Annotated in this window: 18 protein-coding genes; 5 read left to right on the top strand and 13 right to left on the bottom strand. The window is 34.1% G+C overall.

Annotated features, from left to right (window positions below; translation table 11 throughout):
• Window positions 1-243, top strand: a 243-nt coding sequence (locus WBY99_RS13040; RefSeq protein ID WP_423976769.1) for a type II toxin-antitoxin system HigB family toxin, incomplete at its 5' end; no start/stop codon positions are given.
• 3 nt (window positions 244-246) lie between these two features.
• On the top strand, window positions 247-600 hold the full coding sequence (locus WBY99_RS13035; RefSeq protein WP_423976768.1) for a helix-turn-helix domain-containing protein: 354 nt from the start codon (window positions 247-249) through the stop codon (window positions 598-600).
• A 54-nt stretch (window positions 601-654) separates the two neighbouring features.
• On the opposite strand, the gene WBY99_RS13030 is transcribed toward WBY99_RS13035, so the two are convergent.
• The 3 genes from WBY99_RS13030 to WBY99_RS13020 all read right to left on the bottom strand — a co-directional run bounded on the left by WBY99_RS13030 (window position 655) and on the right by WBY99_RS13020 (window position 3,321).
• Entirely contained in the window at window positions 655-1,359 is a 705-nt protein-coding gene (locus WBY99_RS13030) for a LytR/AlgR family response regulator transcription factor (RefSeq protein ID WP_423976767.1), read from the bottom strand.
• Window positions 1,359-2,522, bottom strand: a complete 1,164-nt coding sequence (locus WBY99_RS13025; protein ID WP_423976766.1) for a sensor histidine kinase — start codon at window positions 2,520-2,522, stop codon at window positions 1,359-1,361. The genes WBY99_RS13030 and WBY99_RS13025 overlap by 1 nt, the downstream gene beginning before the upstream one ends.
• Window positions 2,523-2,583: 61 nt before the next feature.
• Window positions 2,584-3,321 (bottom strand): type II CAAX prenyl endopeptidase Rce1 family protein, encoded by a 738-nt coding sequence (locus WBY99_RS13020; RefSeq protein WP_423976765.1) that lies wholly within the window; start codon window positions 3,319-3,321, stop codon window positions 2,584-2,586.
• A 146-nt stretch (window positions 3,322-3,467) separates the two neighbouring features.
• Here WBY99_RS13020 and recQ point away from each other — a divergent pair, with 146 nt between their 5' ends.
• Window positions 3,468-5,666, top strand: a complete 2,199-nt coding sequence (gene recQ / locus WBY99_RS13015) for a DNA helicase RecQ (RefSeq protein ID WP_423976764.1) — start codon at window positions 3,468-3,470, stop codon at window positions 5,664-5,666.
• 87 nt (window positions 5,667-5,753) lie between these two features.
• Window positions 5,754-6,719, top strand: a complete 966-nt coding sequence (locus WBY99_RS13010) for a Fic family protein (RefSeq protein WP_423976763.1) — start codon at window positions 5,754-5,756, stop codon at window positions 6,717-6,719.
• Window positions 6,720-6,813: 94 nt separating this feature from the next.
• Here WBY99_RS13010 and WBY99_RS13005 read toward each other — a convergent pair whose 3' ends face one another.
• The 7 genes from WBY99_RS13005 to eno form a co-directional block, all read right to left on the bottom strand.
• On the bottom strand, window positions 6,814-7,539 hold the full coding sequence (locus WBY99_RS13005) for an SDR family NAD(P)-dependent oxidoreductase (RefSeq protein WP_423976762.1): 726 nt from the start codon (window positions 7,537-7,539) through the stop codon (window positions 6,814-6,816).
• A 14-nt stretch (window positions 7,540-7,553) separates the two neighbouring features.
• Entirely contained in the window at window positions 7,554-8,321 is a 768-nt protein-coding gene (locus WBY99_RS13000) for an enoyl-CoA hydratase/isomerase family protein (RefSeq protein ID WP_423976761.1), read from the bottom strand.
• Window positions 8,321-9,010 (bottom strand): SMUG2 DNA glycosylase family protein, encoded by a 690-nt coding sequence (locus tag WBY99_RS12995; RefSeq protein ID WP_423976760.1) that lies wholly within the window; start codon window positions 9,008-9,010, stop codon window positions 8,321-8,323. The genes WBY99_RS13000 and WBY99_RS12995 overlap by 1 nt, the downstream gene beginning before the upstream one ends.
• 226 nt (window positions 9,011-9,236) lie before the next feature.
• Window positions 9,237-11,735 (bottom strand): phenylacetic acid degradation bifunctional protein PaaZ, encoded by a 2,499-nt coding sequence (gene paaZ / locus WBY99_RS12990; RefSeq protein ID WP_423976770.1) that lies wholly within the window; start codon window positions 11,733-11,735, stop codon window positions 9,237-9,239.
• Window positions 11,732-12,019: a hypothetical protein gene (locus tag WBY99_RS12985; RefSeq protein ID WP_423976759.1), complete on the bottom strand. Its 288-nt coding sequence runs from the start codon at window positions 12,017-12,019 to the stop codon at window positions 11,732-11,734. The genes paaZ and WBY99_RS12985 overlap by 4 nt, the downstream gene beginning before the upstream one ends.
• A 933-nt stretch (window positions 12,020-12,952) precedes the next feature.
• Window positions 12,953-14,239 (bottom strand): citrate synthase, encoded by a 1,287-nt coding sequence (locus WBY99_RS12980; protein WP_423976758.1) that lies wholly within the window; start codon window positions 14,237-14,239, stop codon window positions 12,953-12,955.
• Window positions 14,240-14,320: 81 nt separating this feature from the next.
• Window positions 14,321-15,613, bottom strand: coding sequence for a phosphopyruvate hydratase (gene eno, locus WBY99_RS12975; RefSeq protein ID WP_423976757.1), 1,293 nt, complete (start codon window positions 15,611-15,613; stop codon window positions 14,321-14,323).
• Window positions 15,614-15,791: 178 nt separating this feature from the next.
• Between eno and WBY99_RS12970 the strand changes: the two genes are divergently transcribed.
• Window positions 15,792-16,211 carry a hypothetical protein gene (locus WBY99_RS12970; RefSeq protein WP_423976756.1) on the top strand — a complete coding sequence of 140 codons (420 nt, stop codon included), beginning with the start codon at window positions 15,792-15,794 and terminating at the stop codon, window positions 16,209-16,211.
• 147 nt (window positions 16,212-16,358) lie between these two features.
• On the opposite strand, the gene rplQ is transcribed toward WBY99_RS12970, so the two are convergent.
• The 3 genes from rplQ to rpsD form a co-directional block, all read right to left on the bottom strand.
• Window positions 16,359-16,877: a 50S ribosomal protein L17 gene (rplQ, locus tag WBY99_RS12965; protein WP_423976755.1), complete on the bottom strand. Its 519-nt coding sequence runs from the start codon at window positions 16,875-16,877 to the stop codon at window positions 16,359-16,361.
• A 6-nt stretch (window positions 16,878-16,883) separates the two neighbouring features.
• Window positions 16,884-17,879, bottom strand: coding sequence for a DNA-directed RNA polymerase subunit alpha (locus WBY99_RS12960; RefSeq protein ID WP_423976754.1), 996 nt, complete (start codon window positions 17,877-17,879; stop codon window positions 16,884-16,886).
• A gap of 34 nt (window positions 17,880-17,913) precedes the next feature.
• Window positions 17,914-18,420, bottom strand: a 507-nt coding sequence (rpsD, locus tag WBY99_RS12955) for a 30S ribosomal protein S4 (protein WP_423976753.1), incomplete at its 5' end; no start/stop codon positions are given.

Below are 18,420 nucleotides of genomic sequence, written 5' to 3'. Positions count from 1 at the left end.
GATGCAGATATTGCTTTACGAGATTGGTACAAAAAAACTCAGAACGCTGAATGGAAAAATTTTTCGGATGTAAAGGAAACCTTTAATTCAGCGGATTATGTAGGAAATAATCGATTTGTTTTTAATATTAAAGGAAATAATTACAGATTGGTTGCCATCCTAATTTTCGCTTCACAAAAAGTGTATATCCGGTTTATCGGAACTCATAAAGATTACGACAAAATAGACGCTTCTAATATTTAAAAAATGACAGAAAAACAATATAAAGTAGCCTGCGAAAGAATAGAAGAACTTCTGAAAACAGTAGGAAACGAAACTTCTGAAAACGATAAAAATTTCATTGAACTTGATTTTTTATCTGACGCTGTCGCCGATTATGAAGAAAAATATTTCCCTGTTGAAACACCAAGTTTACAGGACGTCATCAAATTAAGAATGTACGAAATGGGAATTTCTCAGTTAAAACTTTCAGAAATTTTGAATGTAAGCCCGTCGAGAGTCAGCGAATATCTTACCGGAAAATCTGAACCCACCCTGAAAGTTGCCCGCGAAATTAGCAAAAAATTAAAAATAGATGCTTCCGTGGTTTTGGGTGTTTGAAAATTATTAAGTTAGAAGCGAGAATTTTTTCTCGCTTTTTTTATTTTTAAGAAATCACATTCCTAACAATTTGTAAAGTTCTTCCTTTTTATTGACGGAAACAGAAATAGATTTTCCGTTCAGCAATTCCACCAAATTTCCGTGGATACTTCTTACAAAATCCAAATTCAAAATAAAAGAACGCTGAATTCTAAAGAATTTTTTATTTTGTAAACTTTCTTCCATCGAAGTGAGTGTCATTTGGGTTGAATAGATTTCTGATGTCGTCATCACATTCAAATAATCGCCTTGAGCTTCGATGTATAAAATTTCTGGTAACAAAATTTTGATAATCTTCCCTTCAGATTTTATAAAAATTTTGTCATTGGAATTTTGTGAGTTAGTGGAATTTCTTTTCAAATCTATATGATTTTTAGCTTTTTGCACCGCTTTTAAAAACCGATCAAAACGAACTGGTTTTACCAAATAATCGGTCGCACCTGTATCAAAACCATCTAAAGCAAATTCCCGATAAGCAGTAATAAAAATAAAAATGGGCGGATTTTCTAATGTCCGAAGAAAATCCAGACCATTTATTTTTGGCATTTCAATATCACTGAAAATAAGGTCTACCTTATTTTCTTCAAGAAAAAATAATGCTGTCACCGGGTTTTCAAAAATTCCAAGAATGTTGAGATAAGAAACCTCTTTGGCAAAAGATTCTACGAGGTCTCTTCCAAGTGGTTCGTCATCGATAATGATGCAATTTATTTTTTCCATTATTTGATTAAATTGATTGATAACTGCACTTTAAAAATATTTTCAGAACTGAGAATTTCTAATTGAAAATTGTTCGAATAGATAAGCTGAAGCCGTTTTTTTACATTTTCTATTCCGATTCCGCCGTGAATATTTTCGTTTTTGTTTTCCTCAAAATCATTCTCCAACACAAAAAGAAAGTTCCCATTTTCAATTTTTATTTTAAGATTTAAAAAGCCTGACTCTTTTGACTTTAAACCATATTTAAAGGCATTTTCGATGAAAGTGAAAGTTAAAAGCGGAGCAATCATTAAACCCTTACAATCTATTTCAGTAGGAAACTCGTATTGAATTTTTCTATCAGCAGAGTAACGCATTTTTTCGAGTTCGAAATAGTTTTTAACAAATTCTACTTCTTTCCATAATTCTACTTTTTCACTGTTCGATTCGTATAAAGTATAACTCATTGTGTCAGAAAGATTGAGAATCACTTCGGGAACAGCATTGTCTTTTTTGAGGCTTAAACTATACAAATTATTCAAAGTATTAAAAAGAAAATGTGGATTAAGCTGGGATTTCAAAAAATCTTTTTCAATATTTATATTTTGGATTTCCAGCAGATTTTTTTGGTTTTGAATCTTAATGGTTCGGCTGTAAAGTTTAGAAATTTCAAATAAGATTTTAACAAAAAAGAAAGGCGATAAAAGCGAAATAAAGATAATCGCCTGGGAAATTATTCTTTTAAAAGAAATCGTTTCCCAAAAAGTTTGGCTTGCACTTGCCTTAATCGCACCTTTTAATTCTCCTTCTAAAATTTCAAATCCTAAATTGTAATAAAGAAGAGAAAAAAGATAAGTAGATATTAACCAAACAATTACAAATACAGGAAAACTGATAATTAAATAAAAAATTGCAAATCCGAACGATCGTTTTAGAATTTTTGGCAAAAGTAGATAGAAGAAAATATAGAAAACAATCATATTAACAACGCACATCCTGAGTGTAAGAATGAAACTATTGAAATAGGTGAGATGATAAGCTAATCTATAACTTAAAAATAACAAAAAAGCAAAACTTAACCACATTAAAGAATGGAATATCAATCTTTTTTGCTTGGTGTAAAATTGTTCAAAATCAAATTCACCAATGCGTTTGGTAAAATAATTTGAAGATAATTTTTGCATAATTTTTTAATTGAAAAACAGCTCCAAAGATAGTTATTTGAAGCTGTTTGATTGATGGTTTCTATAAAATTCTGATAATTGCGTTAATCGTGTTGACGGCGTTATGTCCCAGAATTGGAAAAATAAGATTCCCCGAAAGTTTACGCAATATTCCAAGACTGAGAGAAGAAATAATTGCTAAGTAAAGAATTGTAATGATGTCAAACTTGAATTCATAATTTTCTGTAAGCATCACACCGTGAGCTTCCGCAAAAAGTATGGTGATAATAACAAATCCCCAACCGAATTTGATGCCTTTGAAGTTCCATTTCGGTGCGAAAGCTTTGTCTAAGAGCCAAAATAAAATTCCTCTGAAAACCAATTCTTCTGTTAAACCGGGCATTGTCATTTGAAAAGCAAAAGTTTCTAAATCGAAATTACCACCTTTCGGAAACAAAATTAGCTTGAATACAAAATCAAAAACTAAAAATCCCAGAAAAATTAAAATTCCAGATTTTACCTGACTTTTTGAGTTTATTTTCGTAGTAAATCCAATTTCTTCTCTATCTTTTTTTGAAACAGAAAAAATAACAATCAAAGCAAGACACAAACTTAAAATTTTACCAACCCAGGCGAATTTTAATCCTAAAAAATCTAAATCAAAATAGAGTTTCGACAAATGCTGAATGTAAGAATCCGCTAAAAAATAGAGAATGAAAAAACCTACATATTTTAGGTTTACCTTTTCTGCTTTAAAAATAGCAAAAATAATGAATGGAAGGATAATAAGAATCCAAATAAGTGGTGTAAATAGTGACATATCTTTTAATTTTTTGTCAAAATTATCATACGCTATAACTCTTTGAAAACTTTACCGATAGAAACCCTAATTTTACCGACGAAATAAAAACAACTTCTGAATCTAAACAAAATTCATTATTTTTACTCCAACACAAATTTTGAATCATGAAATCTCCATTAGAAATATTGCAACAATATTTTGGCTACGATCAATTTCGACTCGAACAAGCGAGTGCAGTTGAAAATGTAATTGCAAAAAAGGATACGTTTGTTTTGATGCCAACTGGCGGTGGAAAATCGCTTTGTTATCAAGTTCCGGCATTGGTTTTGGAAGGAACAGCAATTGTTATTTCTCCGTTGATTGCGTTGATGAAAGACCAAGTTGATGCTTTGCGCGCGAACGGAATTTCCGCAGCATTCCTCAATTCTTCTATGAGTCTTTTCGAACAAAATGAAACTTTGCGTCAATTAAAAGAAGGGAAACTCAAACTTTTATATGTTGCGCCAGAAAAATTGAGTGCAGATAATGGTTCGTTTTTAAACTTGCTGAAAGAAATCAATATTTCCTTATTTGCCGTAGATGAAGCGCATTGTGTTTCGCATTGGGGACACGATTTTCGCCCGGATTATTTATTTTTAAATGGATTAAAAAAACAATTTCCGCAAACTCCAATTATTGCATTAACGGCAAGTGCAGACGAAATTACGAGGCAAGACATCATTAAACAACTCCATCTTCAAGAGCCGAAAGTTTTAATTTCATCTTTTGACAGAGCCAATATTAAATATTTTGTACAGCCGAAACAAGCCGTTTTAAATCATGTCATTCAATATCTGAATGAACATCCCAATGATTCCGGAATTATCTACTGTTTGTCGAGAAAAGGAACGGAAGAAATGTCTAATAATCTGAGAGAAAATGGCATCAACGCCGCTTTTTATCACGCCGGTATTCCTTCTGGAGAACGAGCAAAGATTCAGGAAGATTTTTTAAAGGATAAAACTCGGGTAATGGTTGCTACGATTGCATTTGGAATGGGAATCGATAAGAGCAATGTCCGTTTTGTGATGCACGCAGATTTGCCCAAAAACATCGAAAGTTATTACCAAGAAACCGGAAGAGCAGGAAGAGATGGCTTGCCGAGTGAAGCGATTTTATTTTACTCGAATGCCGATGTGATGAAGTTGAAAAAATTTGCAATGATCGAAGGAAACGAGGAACAATCAACTTTAATGTTACAAAAATTGCAACAAATGACCGATTTTGCCGAGATGCAAAAATGCAGACGACAATATCTGATGGAATATTTTGGAGAAGCTCACCCTGGAAATTGCAATTCCTGTGATTATTGTCTCAGTGATTTTGAAAATTGGGACGCCACGATTGATGCTCAAAAATTATTGAGCGCCATTTTTCGATTGAAAGAACGCTATGGAAAAAATTTGATTATTGATTTTCTACGAGGTTCAAAAAGTGTGAAAATCGCAGAATATATGCGCAGTTTGCCCACTTATGGAATTGGCGCAAACGCTAACAAAACCTATTGGCAAAATTTAATAAAGCAGTTAATAATTAATGATTTTCTGCGTGAATCAAATGAAGAATTTTCTGTATTAAAACTGACTGAAGTAAGTAAAGAAGTTCTATTTAATAAGAAAAAAGTAAACCTTCAAAAAATAAAAGAACAAGCCAAAGCAGTAACTGTCGCGGAAACAGAAACTTCATATTCAATTAATGAAATTGATGCAAACCTTGAATTATTTGATGACTTAAGAATTTTAAAAAGACAGCAAGCCGAGCGAGAAAATGTATCGCCTGATGTCATTTTTTCCGACGCAACTTTGATGGAACTCGCAAGTTATCTACCCAATACAAAAGAAGAATTGCATCAGATCAGTGGTTTCGGAGCTTTTAAAATAGAAAAATATGGGGAAATATTTTTAAATCTAATCTCAGATTATTGCACCAAAAATAATTTGAGTAGTAAAATAGCCGAAAAAGTTCCAAAGAAACAAAGTAAACCAAAAAAAGCAAATACGAGTACGTCGGGAACTTTTGCAACAACTTTCGAATTGTACAAACAGAATTACAGCGTAGAAGAAATTGCAAAAATGAGAAACTTGTCTTTAAATACAATTCAAAATCATTTAACCAATTTCGTGGAAGTTGGAACAATTAAACCCAGTGAATTGATGGACATCAATAAAATAGATCCTATTATTTCTATTGCCAAAACTCAAACCCTTCCATCTTTAAAAGCGATAAAAGAAGAATTGGGCGAAAATTTTTCTTACTTCGAAATCCACGTTGCAGTCGCTTTTTATAAATGGCAAGAAAGAGCGGAAATTAAAAATCAAAACTAATTTTCTATAAACTTCCAGAAATATTAATATCGGATATGATTTAAAATACTTTTATCCGATATTAAAATAAATTGTTATCTTTGTGGGATGAAATGGCAAGAATATCCATATTACTTTGAAGGTTTAGAAAAACAATTGGAAAGAATTCACGAAAAAAAACGTGAACTGGATAAAAAACGCCCCATTCCTTCCTATGTTTTAAAAAGTATAAAAGACAGTTTAAGCATCGAGTGGACTTATAATTCAAACAGTATTGAGGGAAATACTTTGACCTTACAAGAAACTAAAATGGTGATCGAAGAAGGTTTTACCATCAAAGGGAAATCTTTGCGGGAGCATTTCGAAGCGGTAAATCACCAAGAAGCCATTGAATTTGTAGAATCTGTGGCTTCGGAAAATTATGTTTTGATTGAAAAAGATCTTTTAAATATACACCATCTTGTGCTTCAAAAAATAGAAAAAGAATTTTCGGGAAGATACAGAACTTCCGGAGTTCGAATTTCCGGAGCAAATTTTGTTCCGCCAAATGCCTTGAAAGTGGACGGATTTGTTGGCGAATTAGTTGATTTTGCCAATAATTCAGAAATGGATATCCTTATAAAATCTGCGATTTTTCATCATCGTTTTGTTTGGATTCATCCGTTTTTTGATGGAAATGGAAGAACCGCAAGATTGTTGCTCAATCTACTTTTGATGAAAAGTGGTTTTCCGCCTGCAATTATTCTAAAAAACGATCGAAAAAAATATTATGATGCGCTGAACCAAGCAAATAATGAGGATTATTCTAAATTATTGCTTTTAATTTTACAAGCGGTTGAGCGAACTTTGGATATTTATTTGGGAAATCTCAATAATACGTACGATCAATATCAAAACATTATAAATATCGTGAGTGAACCTGATGTTCCTTATGGTCAAGAATATGTGAGTTTATTGGCAAGACAAGGAAAAATTGACGCTTTCAAAGAAGGTAGAAATTGGCTTACAACAAAAGATGCAGTTTTGGATTATATTGAAAAACGTGACCGAAAGAGGGTTTTAAAGGGAAATTAATTTGATTTAATAATTTGCCACGAATGCACGAATTAAAAAAAAATCGTTTATTCGTGGCTTTAATTATAAAGTGAAGAGAAATCTTCGCTTTTTTTTACGGCAATTTCGCTACCAAAAATTCCGGAGATAATTTCAAAATCCAATAGATGATTTTCCATTTCCAGTTCGGAACGATTGTGAAAGAATTTCCTGCATTGACGATGTGTTTAGCAACATAATCTGGTTCCATCATCAACGATTTATTTAGTTTTAAACCTTTATTAATTTTCGTGTTGATATAACCGCTCACCAAAACATTAACGCTGATTTTTTTGGAAGATAATTCCTGTCGAAGTCCAGCTAAATATTGCGTGAAAGCCGATTTTGTACTTCCATAAACGAAATTACTTTTCCTGCCACGAACTCCGGAAAGTGAAGAAAGACCGATAATTCGTTCTAAATTTTGATTGGATTGATCGGTTGCAATAATGTTTAAAATGGAAACTGCGCCGATATAATTCACTTTCATCATGTTGAAAGCTCCTTCAAAATTTCGTAAAGCTTCCTGATTTTCCACCAAAAAGCCGGCGGAATAAACCACAACATTCGGTTTTACTGAAAGTTCATTATAAAATTTTTGATGAGCATTGAAATCTGTCGCATCGAAATAAATCAGCTCAACTTTATCTTCGAGATGAGTTTCTACAACGAAACTTTTCAGTGAAACTAAATCTCTGGAAGCCGCCAAAATCTTAAATCCCTTTTCAGCATATTGCAAAATACATTGCTTGGCAACATCGGAATTGGCACCGAGAATAAGAACGGTTTTATTAAAACTCATGATTAAATTCAATACTATTTCGCTCGCAATCTTTCTTTAATTAATTCGATATTTTTCTTGGCAGAATCTTCCAGAATTAAACTTGCGCTCATGTGAATCCTTTCTGGCATTAGCCTTTCGAAATGTTCGGTTCCTTCCCACGAAACTTTTTTAATTAAAGCCAAAGCATCGGAACTTCTGTTGGATAATTTTTCAATAAAGGTTTTAATTTCCCCATCCATTTTCTCAATATTTTCTGAAACAGAATGATAAACGTCGTGTTTTTCGCACCAATCTGCAGAACGGAAATCTGCATCAATCGACATTGCCGAATACGCTGACTTACCGATTTTTCTTTCTACATAAGGTCCGATCACGAATGGTCCGATTCCTAAATTCAATTCCGTTAAAGCCATTGCAGCGTCTTTCGTAGCGAAACAATAATCTGCAGCGCACGCAATTCCAACGCCGCCTCCGGTTGTTTTTCCTTGAACTCGAACGACTACAATTTTTCCGCAATTTCGCATCGCATTGAGAACTTTAGCAAAACCTCCGAAAAATATTTTTGATTTTTCCAGTTCTTCAATTTCAAGCAATTCATCAAAACTGGCTCCGGCGCAAAATGCTTTCTCGCCTTCCGATTTTAATAAAATGGCTTTTACGTTTTCATCTTTTCCACTATCTAAAATGGTTTGCGCGAGTTTTTCTAAGATTTCTCCCGGCAACGAATTGCTTTTTGGAGTTCCGAAAGTGATTTCGGCAATATTATTTTTAAGTTCTTGATTTACAAATCCGTTGTTCATTATGCTTTGTTTAATGCGATTAAATATTTGTCGATGTATAATTGTTTTTCTTTGCTTTTATATTGCTGGATATATCTCGGATGTTCCAAAACTATCATTTTATCAAAGAAATGTTCCTGACTGTTTATCTTGTCAATGAAAGTCGCATTCTTTTTTCCTAAAATAAAAACTTCCGAAGTATCTAAACCTAAATTGATATGGTCTTTTAAACTTTGAATCATAAAAGGTTTTACGGCTTCAAAAAGGTTTTTATCGTCGTAATAATTGGCGTTTAAATTACCTTTAATCGTATTTCTGACAATCGCCAAAGGAAAAGGAGAATTGATATAAAATTCTTTATAAAATTTTTCTGGCCCGCCAAATTGTTCAATCACATCATATAAAAAAACTGACGATATTTCGTGTGTGTGCGCCGATTTCATTTTAATTCCGCAAACGGTTTCCAATCTTTTGGTATCGGTGAACGGAACGCCTGTAACTCCTGCTCCGTGCCGACTGGGATTAATTCCGATGATAAATTTTCGCTGGTTGTGATCATTGTAAAACTTCTGATAAAATTCCGTCATCACCTTTAAAGTTTCGGGATTATCGAAAAAAGGATTGAGTACATCGAAACCATCAGGAAGGTCACCTGAATAATGCAATTGCTTGTTGAATGCTACAACTAGTTCTCCTATATTTTTTATCATTTCTTTAAAATTAATACATCAAATACTTTTTTTTTCCAACCTGTCTGACTTTCATTATTCACGAAATAAATTTTTTATCTGCCAGGCTTTGATATTTTACGAAAAATCATTTTCCTTCATTTCCGTCTGACTGACTTTGGTAATCTACTTTATAAACATTCAAATCTGCTTGGCTTTCGTATTTCCACATAATTATGAGGAAAATATGCTTTACAATTTATTAATTTTAATTATTTAAAATACTAAACTGTTCAAAATGATGCGTAAAATGCTTTCTGTGAAACAATTCCCACATTTCTTTATCAATCTTACAGAATAGTGGATGGGTATGTTCTGCCAAAGGATTTTCACGGTAATATATTAAATAGGCTTTTAAGCTTTCAAGGAATTTTTCTTTGGCTTCCTCTATATTTTTATAACGCAAAACTGCATTTTCATTTTCTGGTAAACCTTCATATTTTAAATCTTTCGTGATTGCTTTTTCTTTGTACAGCCAATCGCGAAGTTTTTCCAACTGTTCTTCATCTTTTGTACGACATTCCACATCATTTTCACCTACCGACATTTTTAAAAAATCTTCTAAATGTTCGAGCATATTTTGTGCGGTCATGATTCCCCATTTCGGTTCAGAATTTTTACTTAATCCATTTAATTGTTTCTGAATATTTTTTAAATTCAACTCCAAAAATTGAGAATTCTTCGCAACCAAAGTAAGAATTGTAGCAACACAAACTATTTCATCTCGCTGGTTAATCACTTCAACCAACCACTTTACAACGCCACTCGGAATATTTCTCCCTTTAACGCCTTTGTTGATTTTTTCTTTCGCCGTTAAATAAACCGTAATTGTATCTCCTGCGTAAACTGGTTTGAAAAAACTCGCATTTTCCAAACCATAATTCGCAATTACAGGACCTTTTTTTCCGGAAACAAAGAGTCCAGCCGCTGCGGAAAGAATGAAATATCCATGTGCAACCGTTTTATCGAAGATTGTTCCGTTCAAAGAAGTTGAATCCGTGTGAGCATAAAAATGATCCCAAGAAACGTTGGAGAAATTCACGATGTCAGCTTCTGTAACCGTTCTTCCGGCTGTTTCCAAAGAATCGCCGATTTCTACTTCTTCAAAATATTTTCTGAAAGGATGCTTATCTGAGAAATTTTGAGTTGCACCTTGCTGGTAAATTTTGGTAATCGCAGTTAAAATATCTGGTGAACCTTGAATCGCCGTTTTTTGAAGGAAAAAATGAAGTCCGTTCAATCCGCCCATTTCTTCGCCGCCGCCCGCTCTTCCGGGTCCGCCGTGCATTAAAGTTGGCAAAGGCGAACCGTGACCAGTGCTTTCTTTGGCGTTATCGCGATTCAAAACAAAAATTCTTCCGTGCGAAGTTGCCATTTTCCAGGAAGTTTCTGCAACAAATTTTTCATCGTGAGAAATGATGGAACCGACCAAACTTCCCTTTCCGCGTTTTGCCAAAGCAGCAGCTTCTTCCGCATCTTTGTACGGCATTAAAGTTGAAACTGGTCCGAATGCTTCTACTTCGTGTGAAATATTTTTATCAAAAGGTTTATCATTATAGAAAACTTTCGGTGTCATAAATGCACCTTTATCATAATCTGCATCTACAAGTTCGTGTTTTCCGTCATAAATTAATTCTGTTTCCGCTTTTAATAATTCTATTTTTTCCTTTAGAACAGCCATTTCTTTTTTACCAACGATGGAACCCATTCTGGTTTCTCTATTTAAAGGATTTCCGATTTTTGTTTGATCTAAAGCTTTGGACAAAGCATTTTGCACATCACCCACTAAATTTTCGGGGACAATAATTCTTCGGATTGCGGTACATTTCTGTCCGGCTTTTGTCGTCATTTCAGTTCTGACTTCTTTAATGAACAAATCAAATTCTGGTGTTCCGGCTTTTGCATCTAATCCTAAAATTGAACAGTTTAAAGAATCAGCTTCCATATTGAAACGAACTGCATTTTTAGATATAGAAGGTAAAGATTTTAATTTTTTTCCGGTGGTTGCTGAACCAGTAAAAAGGACAGAATCACCATCCTGAACATAATCCAAAATATTTCCTGGTTCTCCACAAACCAATTGGATTGCGCCTTCGGGAAGAAAACCACTTTCGATCATATCCTGAAATACCGCATTCGTCAGATAAGAACCGGGCGTTGCTGGTTTTACAATTGCTGGAACTCCTGCTAAAAGGGAAGTAGATAATTTTTCTAACATTCCCCAAACCGGGAAATTGTAGGCATTAATTTGTACCGAAATACCTTCACTTGGCGTTAAAATATGAGTTCCGAGGAAAGTTCCATTGGCTGAAATTTTCTGAGTATCTCCATCTACCCAGAAAGGAGTGTTTGGTAACATTCTTTTTGCGAGTCCTGAATAGGTGAAAAAAGTGCCGAAACCTCCTTCGATATCGACCCAAGAATCGGCGTGTGTTGCACCAGTTTTATAAGATAAATCGTAATATTTTTTCTTTCTTTCTAATAAATATAACGCTACTTTTTTTAACATTTCTCCACGATCGTAGAAGGTCATGGAGGAAAGATTCTTGTAACCAACGGTTCTTCCATAATCCAAGGCTTGCTCAAAATTAATTCCGTCTGTATCTGAAATAGCAACTAATTCGCCGTTGACTGCGTTATATAATGGAACTTCATTTCCTGTTCCTTCGATCCATTGTCCGTTGATGTAATTTTTTAGTTTCATTATTTTGTAGGTGTGGATTTTTTTAAACTTTTTAATACCATTTTAATTAAAAGATAACAACCGAAAAAAATCAAAGCAATATCAATAGTAAAAACCAATGAAGGTAAAACATCGCTTAAGATTTGTTTTTGTTGAAAGGAGTTTCTGATTGTTTCATTTTCTGTATGCTTGATTAAATTGGCAATTTCGATTCCTTTTCTTAAGATGTAGAAAGCAGCAAGATTGAGGATTGCTAAAATACTTGCTCCTATAATTAACCATTTTCTTTTATTTAAAATTTTTAACATTAATGATGGTTGTTTTTTTATTATTTCGGTTTAAAAACACTGTTATTAATTTCGCCCTTTCAGGGCTCGGATAACTGGATATCGATTTTTTTCATTGGCCTTCACCCAATGCAGATGATTTCGCCACTTCGTGGCTTTTTAATGATTTTTAAATTAATTTATTCTTTATTCAATATTTTTTTCACTTCTTCTAATATATAAATTTTATATTGAAAATCTTCTCCATATAAATCTTTTGCCTATTCCTCAATTGTTTGTATAAATCCACTTTTCTTTCTTAATTCATTTACTTTTTCTGGATTTTTAATTGGCCAAATAATATTTATCCTACTAAGGACTTCCCTGGATAACCATACTTTGTTATCATTTTTTCAATGTTTTTAATGTTTTCTGCATCTTGTTTATTCATCAAAGAAAACACATTGCTTTTTAAATATGCTGGTTCCAATTTCAGTTTTGATGCGACATTATTCCATTTTTATTCAGAAACATTGCTACTTAAAAGTTCTAGAAAAAGTTGATCTGAAATTATAATTTCCTCTAATTCTTTTTTGAGTTCTATATTAATTCCCTTTTTTGAAACACATGAAGTGAGTGTTAGCAAAAAAACAGAAGCAGATAGTATAAATAATTTAAGATTCATGTACTATAAAGGTATTATATTTCAATGTTTTAAACCTTAGCAAGGTTATTTTTTCGAGTGTTAAGATACAGAAATTTTCAAATTTGCTAAAATTTTGTTTTGAGACGAAATCTGCGCCCCGGCTTGAGTGGAAATCCTTTTTTTTTGCGAAGGGCAAGCAAAGGCAATAAAAAAGATTGGGAACGGAAGACGGAAATGTGCGCCCTAATACGGCTCTCACAGATTACACAGTTTTTCAAAACAAAAAAAACCACAGAACTTGCTGTGGTTTATTATAAATTTTCAAGAATTTATCTTGCGCTTAAATCGATATAATCACGTTTTTGTGCTCCTTGATAAACCTGTCTTGGTCTTCCGATTGGATCGTTGTGGAGACGCATTTCTTTCCATTGGGAAATCCAGCCTGGAAGTCTTCCAAGAGCGAACATTACGGTGAACATTTCGGTTGGGATTCCTAATGCTCTGTAAATAATTCCTGAGTAGAAATCTACGTTTGGATAGAGTTTTCTGCTTACGAAATAATCGTCTTCCAAAGCTACTCTTTCTAATTGCATTGCGATGTCTAATGCTTTATCTTCAATTCCTAATGAATTTAAAATATCGTCTGCCGCCTTTTTGATGATGGTTGCTCTTGGATCGAAGTTTTTGTAAACTCGGTGTCCGAAGCCCATTAAACGGAAATTATCGTCTTTATTTTTTGCTTTTTCAACATATTTTGCAACGTCGCCGCCATCTTTTTCAATCATTTCTAACATTTCGATAACCGCTTGGTTTGCGCCACCATGAAGAGGTCCCCAAAGCGCAGAAATACCTGCAGAAACTGAAGCGAATAATCCGGTGTGAGCTGAACCAACCATTCTTACAGTCGATGTAGAACAGTTTTGCTCGTGATCTGCGTGAAGCATCAATAATTTATCTAAAGCGCCAACAACAACTGGGTCTAATTCAAAATCTTGATTTGGACGACGGAAACACATTTTGTAGAAATTTTCTACATAGTTCAAATTATTATCTCCGTGGTTGATTGAAAGTCCTAATTTTTTTCTGTAAGTCCAAGCACAAAGATGCGAGAATTTAGCGATTAACATTTCTGCTGCATGATCCATATCTTCTTTTGAAGTTACGTCAACCGATTTTGGATTAAAGGCAGTTAACGCAGAAGTCAATGAAGACAAAACTCCCATTGGATGAGCTGAACGAGGGAAAACGTCGATCAAACGTTTCATTTCATCGGCAACGAAATTATATTTTTTGATTCCTTGTTCAAAACCTTGATATTGATCTTTTGTTGGCAATTCGCCGTTTAGCAAAAGATACATTACTTCTGTAAAATTAGATTTTTCTGCAATCTGCTCGATTGGATATCCGCGGTAATACAGTTCGCCATGATCGCCATCAAGATAAGTGATGTCGCTTAAAGTAGCGCCGGTGTTTTTGTATCCTAAGTCTAAAGTAATTAAACCTGTTTGGTCTCTTAATTTGGAAATATCGATTCCTCTGTCACCGATGGTGCTATCTATGATTGGATATTCAAAAGATTTTCCATCATAGTTCAATATAACTTTGTTATCTGACATTATAATTTATTTTTTTACTAATTTATGAATATTGAAAGAAAGCTGCAAACAAATTCTGCCGCTCCTGATTAATTTTATCTATTATCGTTTTATTTTGAAAGCATCAAGTCCTGGGAAATATGCGGTTTCTCCTAAAGCTTCTTCAATTCTAAGCAATTGGTTATACTTCGCCATTCTATCTGAACGAGAAGCTGAACCAGTTTTGATTTGTCCACAGTTCATGGCAACTGCTAAATCAGCGATGGTAGAATCTTCTGTTTCACCTGATCTGTGGGACATTACAGAAGTATATCTGTTATGTTGTGCCATTTGAACGGCATCCATTGTTTCAGAAAGTGTACCAATTTGATTTACTTTAACCAAAATTGAATTGGCAATTCCTTCTTTAATTCCTCGCGAAAGTCTTTCTACGTTTGTAACGAATAAATCGTCACCAACCAGCTGAACTCGATCGCCAATTTTATCGGTTAACATTTTCCAACCTTCCCAATCGTCTTCGTGCATACCGTCTTCGATGGAAATAATTGGATATTTTGCTGCTAAATTTGCTAAGTAATTTACTTGTTCGCTTCTGCTGAAATGTGCAGACTCTGGAGTTTCAAATTTTCTGTAGTCATACATTCCGTCTCGGTAAAATTCTGAAGCAGCACAATCTAATGCAAACATAATATCGTCTCCTACTTTGTAACCCGCTTTTTCAACTGCTTGAGAAAGGGTATCTAAAGCGTCTTCGGTTCCTTTGAATTTTGGTGCAAAACCACCTTCATCACCAACTGCAGTTGACAAACCTCTATCGTGCAAAATTGATTTTAAACTATGGAAAATCTCGGTTCCTTTTCTTAATGAATCCGAAAAAGATTCTGCTTTTACTGGCATAATCATGAATTCCTGAAAAGCAATTGGTGCATCAGAATGTGAGCCACCATTGATAACGTTCATCATCGGAACGGGAAGTGTATTGGCATTTACTCCGCCAACATATTTATACAAAGGCATCTTCAATTCTGTAGCAGCAGCTTTCGCAGCGGCAAGGGAAACACCTAAAATTGCATTTGCTCCAAGATTACTTTTATTTTTTGTACCATCTAATTCGATCATAATCTGATCGATAAAGTTTTGATCACAAACTGGAAGTCCAACTAATTCGGGAGCGATTACTTCTCTTACATTTTCGATTGCTTTTAGGACTCCTTTTCCTCCAAATTCTTTTGCGCCGTCGCGTAATTCCATGGCTTCATGTTCGCCAGTAGAAGCTCCGGAAGGAACAGCAGCACGACCCATCGCACCACTTTCTGTAAACACGTCAACTTCAATGGTAGGGTTTCCTCTGGAATCTAAAATCTGTCTTGCTTCAATGTAAGAAATGTAACTCATTGTATAATTTTTTAGTATTATTTAATATGAAGCACAAATTTAGTGAAAATTGAATGATTGCCACGGTTATATGTGATGATTTTAAATAGGCTTGAGTTAAATTTTAGTTAATTCTTTCAGTATATTCAAAATTTGAAAAGTTATCATTAAATTTGATTAACCTCTAAAAACTTTAATTATGAAAAAAGCATTCGTGATGGCAGCAAGTTGCATGCTTCTGCTCACATCAAGTTGCAAAAAAAGCACAGACGGAAATAAAAATGTTATCAAACAAGATAATGGTTACTCCGAGAATCTCCCTACAGATAGCGTAACGACTCTTTCTACCGATGCAATAACGACCAATGCGCAGGAATATACTGAACGCTATGTTGGAGAAGATGGCACGTCGGCATTGGTTACTTTTAAAAATATGCCTAAAGAAAAAACCATCAGTATTCGAAGCAATAATAAAACAATCTCGGCTCCACAGAAAGAAGTATCACCAAAAGGTACTATTTATGGGGATTTTGATATTACAATTGTGTCTAAAAATGATTCGATTACCATTACCCAGGAAAATAATGTGATTCATTTGAAGAAAGCTAGAGGGCAATAGGGAGTTGTAATATGATTGAAAATTTGAGTAATTGAGTATACGAAATTCAGCGTTCACTATTATTTAATAAAACTCACTCTTAAAAAAAGTTAAAAAAAATCCGTCCAAAATAATTTGAACGGATTTTAATTTATAAGCTTGGGAATATTATTCGCCAGCTTTTTCTTCTGTAGCATCTGCAACTTCTGCAGTTGTCACTTCTGTAGCAGGAGCTTCTTTTACTTCAGCAACAGCTTCTGCTGCTTTAGGAGTTGCTCTTCTGCTTCTTCTTGTTACTTTTTTCTCTTCAGCGTTCGGGTTGTAAAGTTCGTTGAAATCTACAAGTTCGATCATTGCCATATCGGCAGCATCTCCCTGTCTGAATCCAGTTTTGATGATTCTTGTGTAACCACCATTTCTTTCTGCAATTTTAGGAGCAATTGTTCTGAATAATTCAGTAACTGCTTCTTTGCTTTGCAGGTAAGAAAAAACTGTTCTTCTGTTGTGTGTTGTATCTTCTTTCGCTTTTGTAAGGATCGGTTCAACATACACTCTTAAAGCTTTCGCTTTAGCAACAGTTGTGTTGATTCTTTTATGCTCAATAAGAGAACAAGCCATATTAGAAAGCAAAGCACTTCTGTGAGAAGCTGTTCTAGATAAGTGATTGAATTTTTTACCGTGTCTCATTGTTTGTTATTTATCAGCGTCTAATTTATATTTAGCAACGTCGAAACCGAAGTTAAGACCTTTTGCATGCACTAATTCTTCTAATTCTGTTAAAGATTTTTTACCGAAATTTCTGAATTTCATCAAATCAGACTTCGTATAAGAAACTAGTTCTCCTAAAGTTTCCACTTCAGCAGCTTTCAAGCAGTTTAATGCTCTTACAGACAGATCCATATCTACTAATTTAGTTTTTAGGAGTTGTCTTGTATGTAAAGTTTCTTCGTCGTATTGAATCGATGCTTTTACTGCTTCAGTTTCTAAAGTAATTCTCTCATCGGAGAACAACATAAAATGATAGATTAATATCTTAGAAGCTTCTGTTAAAGCATTTTGAGGGCTGATGGAACCATCAGTTTCAATATCCAAAACGAGTTTTTCGTAGTCTGTTTTTTGCTCGACACGATAGTTTTCAACACTGTACTGTACTTTCTTGATCGGCGTATAGATTGAATCAATTGCAATAGTTCCTATAGGAGCATTGTTTGATTTGTTTTGTTCTGAAGGAACATATCCTCTACCTTTCTCAATATTGAACGTGATTTCAAACTTCACGTCTTTATTTGTTGAACAGATTACTAATTCAGGATTCAATACTTCGAATTCTTGCATTGATTTTCCTAAGTCGCCAGCTGTTACAGTAGTTTGTCCAGATACTTTAGCAGTTACTTCTTCTGCAGTTGCAGAATCGGTTTTTGCTCTTAGTCTTAATTGTTTCAGGTTCAAAATGATTTCTGTAACGTCTTCAATTACACCTGGAATTGTTGAAAATTCGTGCTCTACGCCTTCTATTTTGATAGATGAAATAGCATATCCTTCAAGAGAAGAAAGTAAAACTCTTCTCAAAGCATTACCGATGGTAAGTCCGAACCCTTGCTCTAATGGTCTGAATTCAAATTGACCTTTGAATTCATCAGAGTTAAGGAGGATTACTTTATCGGGTTTAATAAATGTTAAAATTGCCATATAATTTGGGTTGAGCAAAAATTTGAAAAAATTATTATTTAGAGTAAAGTTCGACGATCAATTGTTCTTTCAGATCTTCCGGGATTTGAATTCTCTCCGGTGCAGCTACGAAAGTACCTTCTTTCTTCTCGTCGTTAAATTGTAACCACTCATAAGTTGATCTGTAAGCCAATGAATCAGCAATTACTTCAAGAGATTTTGATTTCTCTCTTACAGCAACTACATCACCTGCTTTCATAGAATATGAAGCGATATTTACCAATTCTCCGTTTACTGTGATGTGTCTGTGAGAAACCAATTGTCTTGCTCCAGCTCTGGTTTTTGCAAACCCTAATCTGTACACTACATTGTCTAATCTTGATTCACATAATTGTAAAAGAACTTCACCTGTAACCCCTTTTGCTCTATTAGCTTTTTCGTACAGGTTAGCAAATTGCTTCTCTAAAATACCATAAGTGTATTTCGCTTTCTGCTTTTCCATTAACTGAACAGCATACTCGGATTTCTTTTGGTTTCTTCTTTTATTTACACCGTGTTGTCC

Origin of the sequence: Kaistella sp., assembly GCF_049588135.1 — a bacterium.
Classification (GTDB): domain Bacteria; phylum Bacteroidota; class Bacteroidia; order Flavobacteriales; family Weeksellaceae; genus Kaistella.
This window is presented reverse-complemented; position numbering and strand designations above follow the sequence as displayed.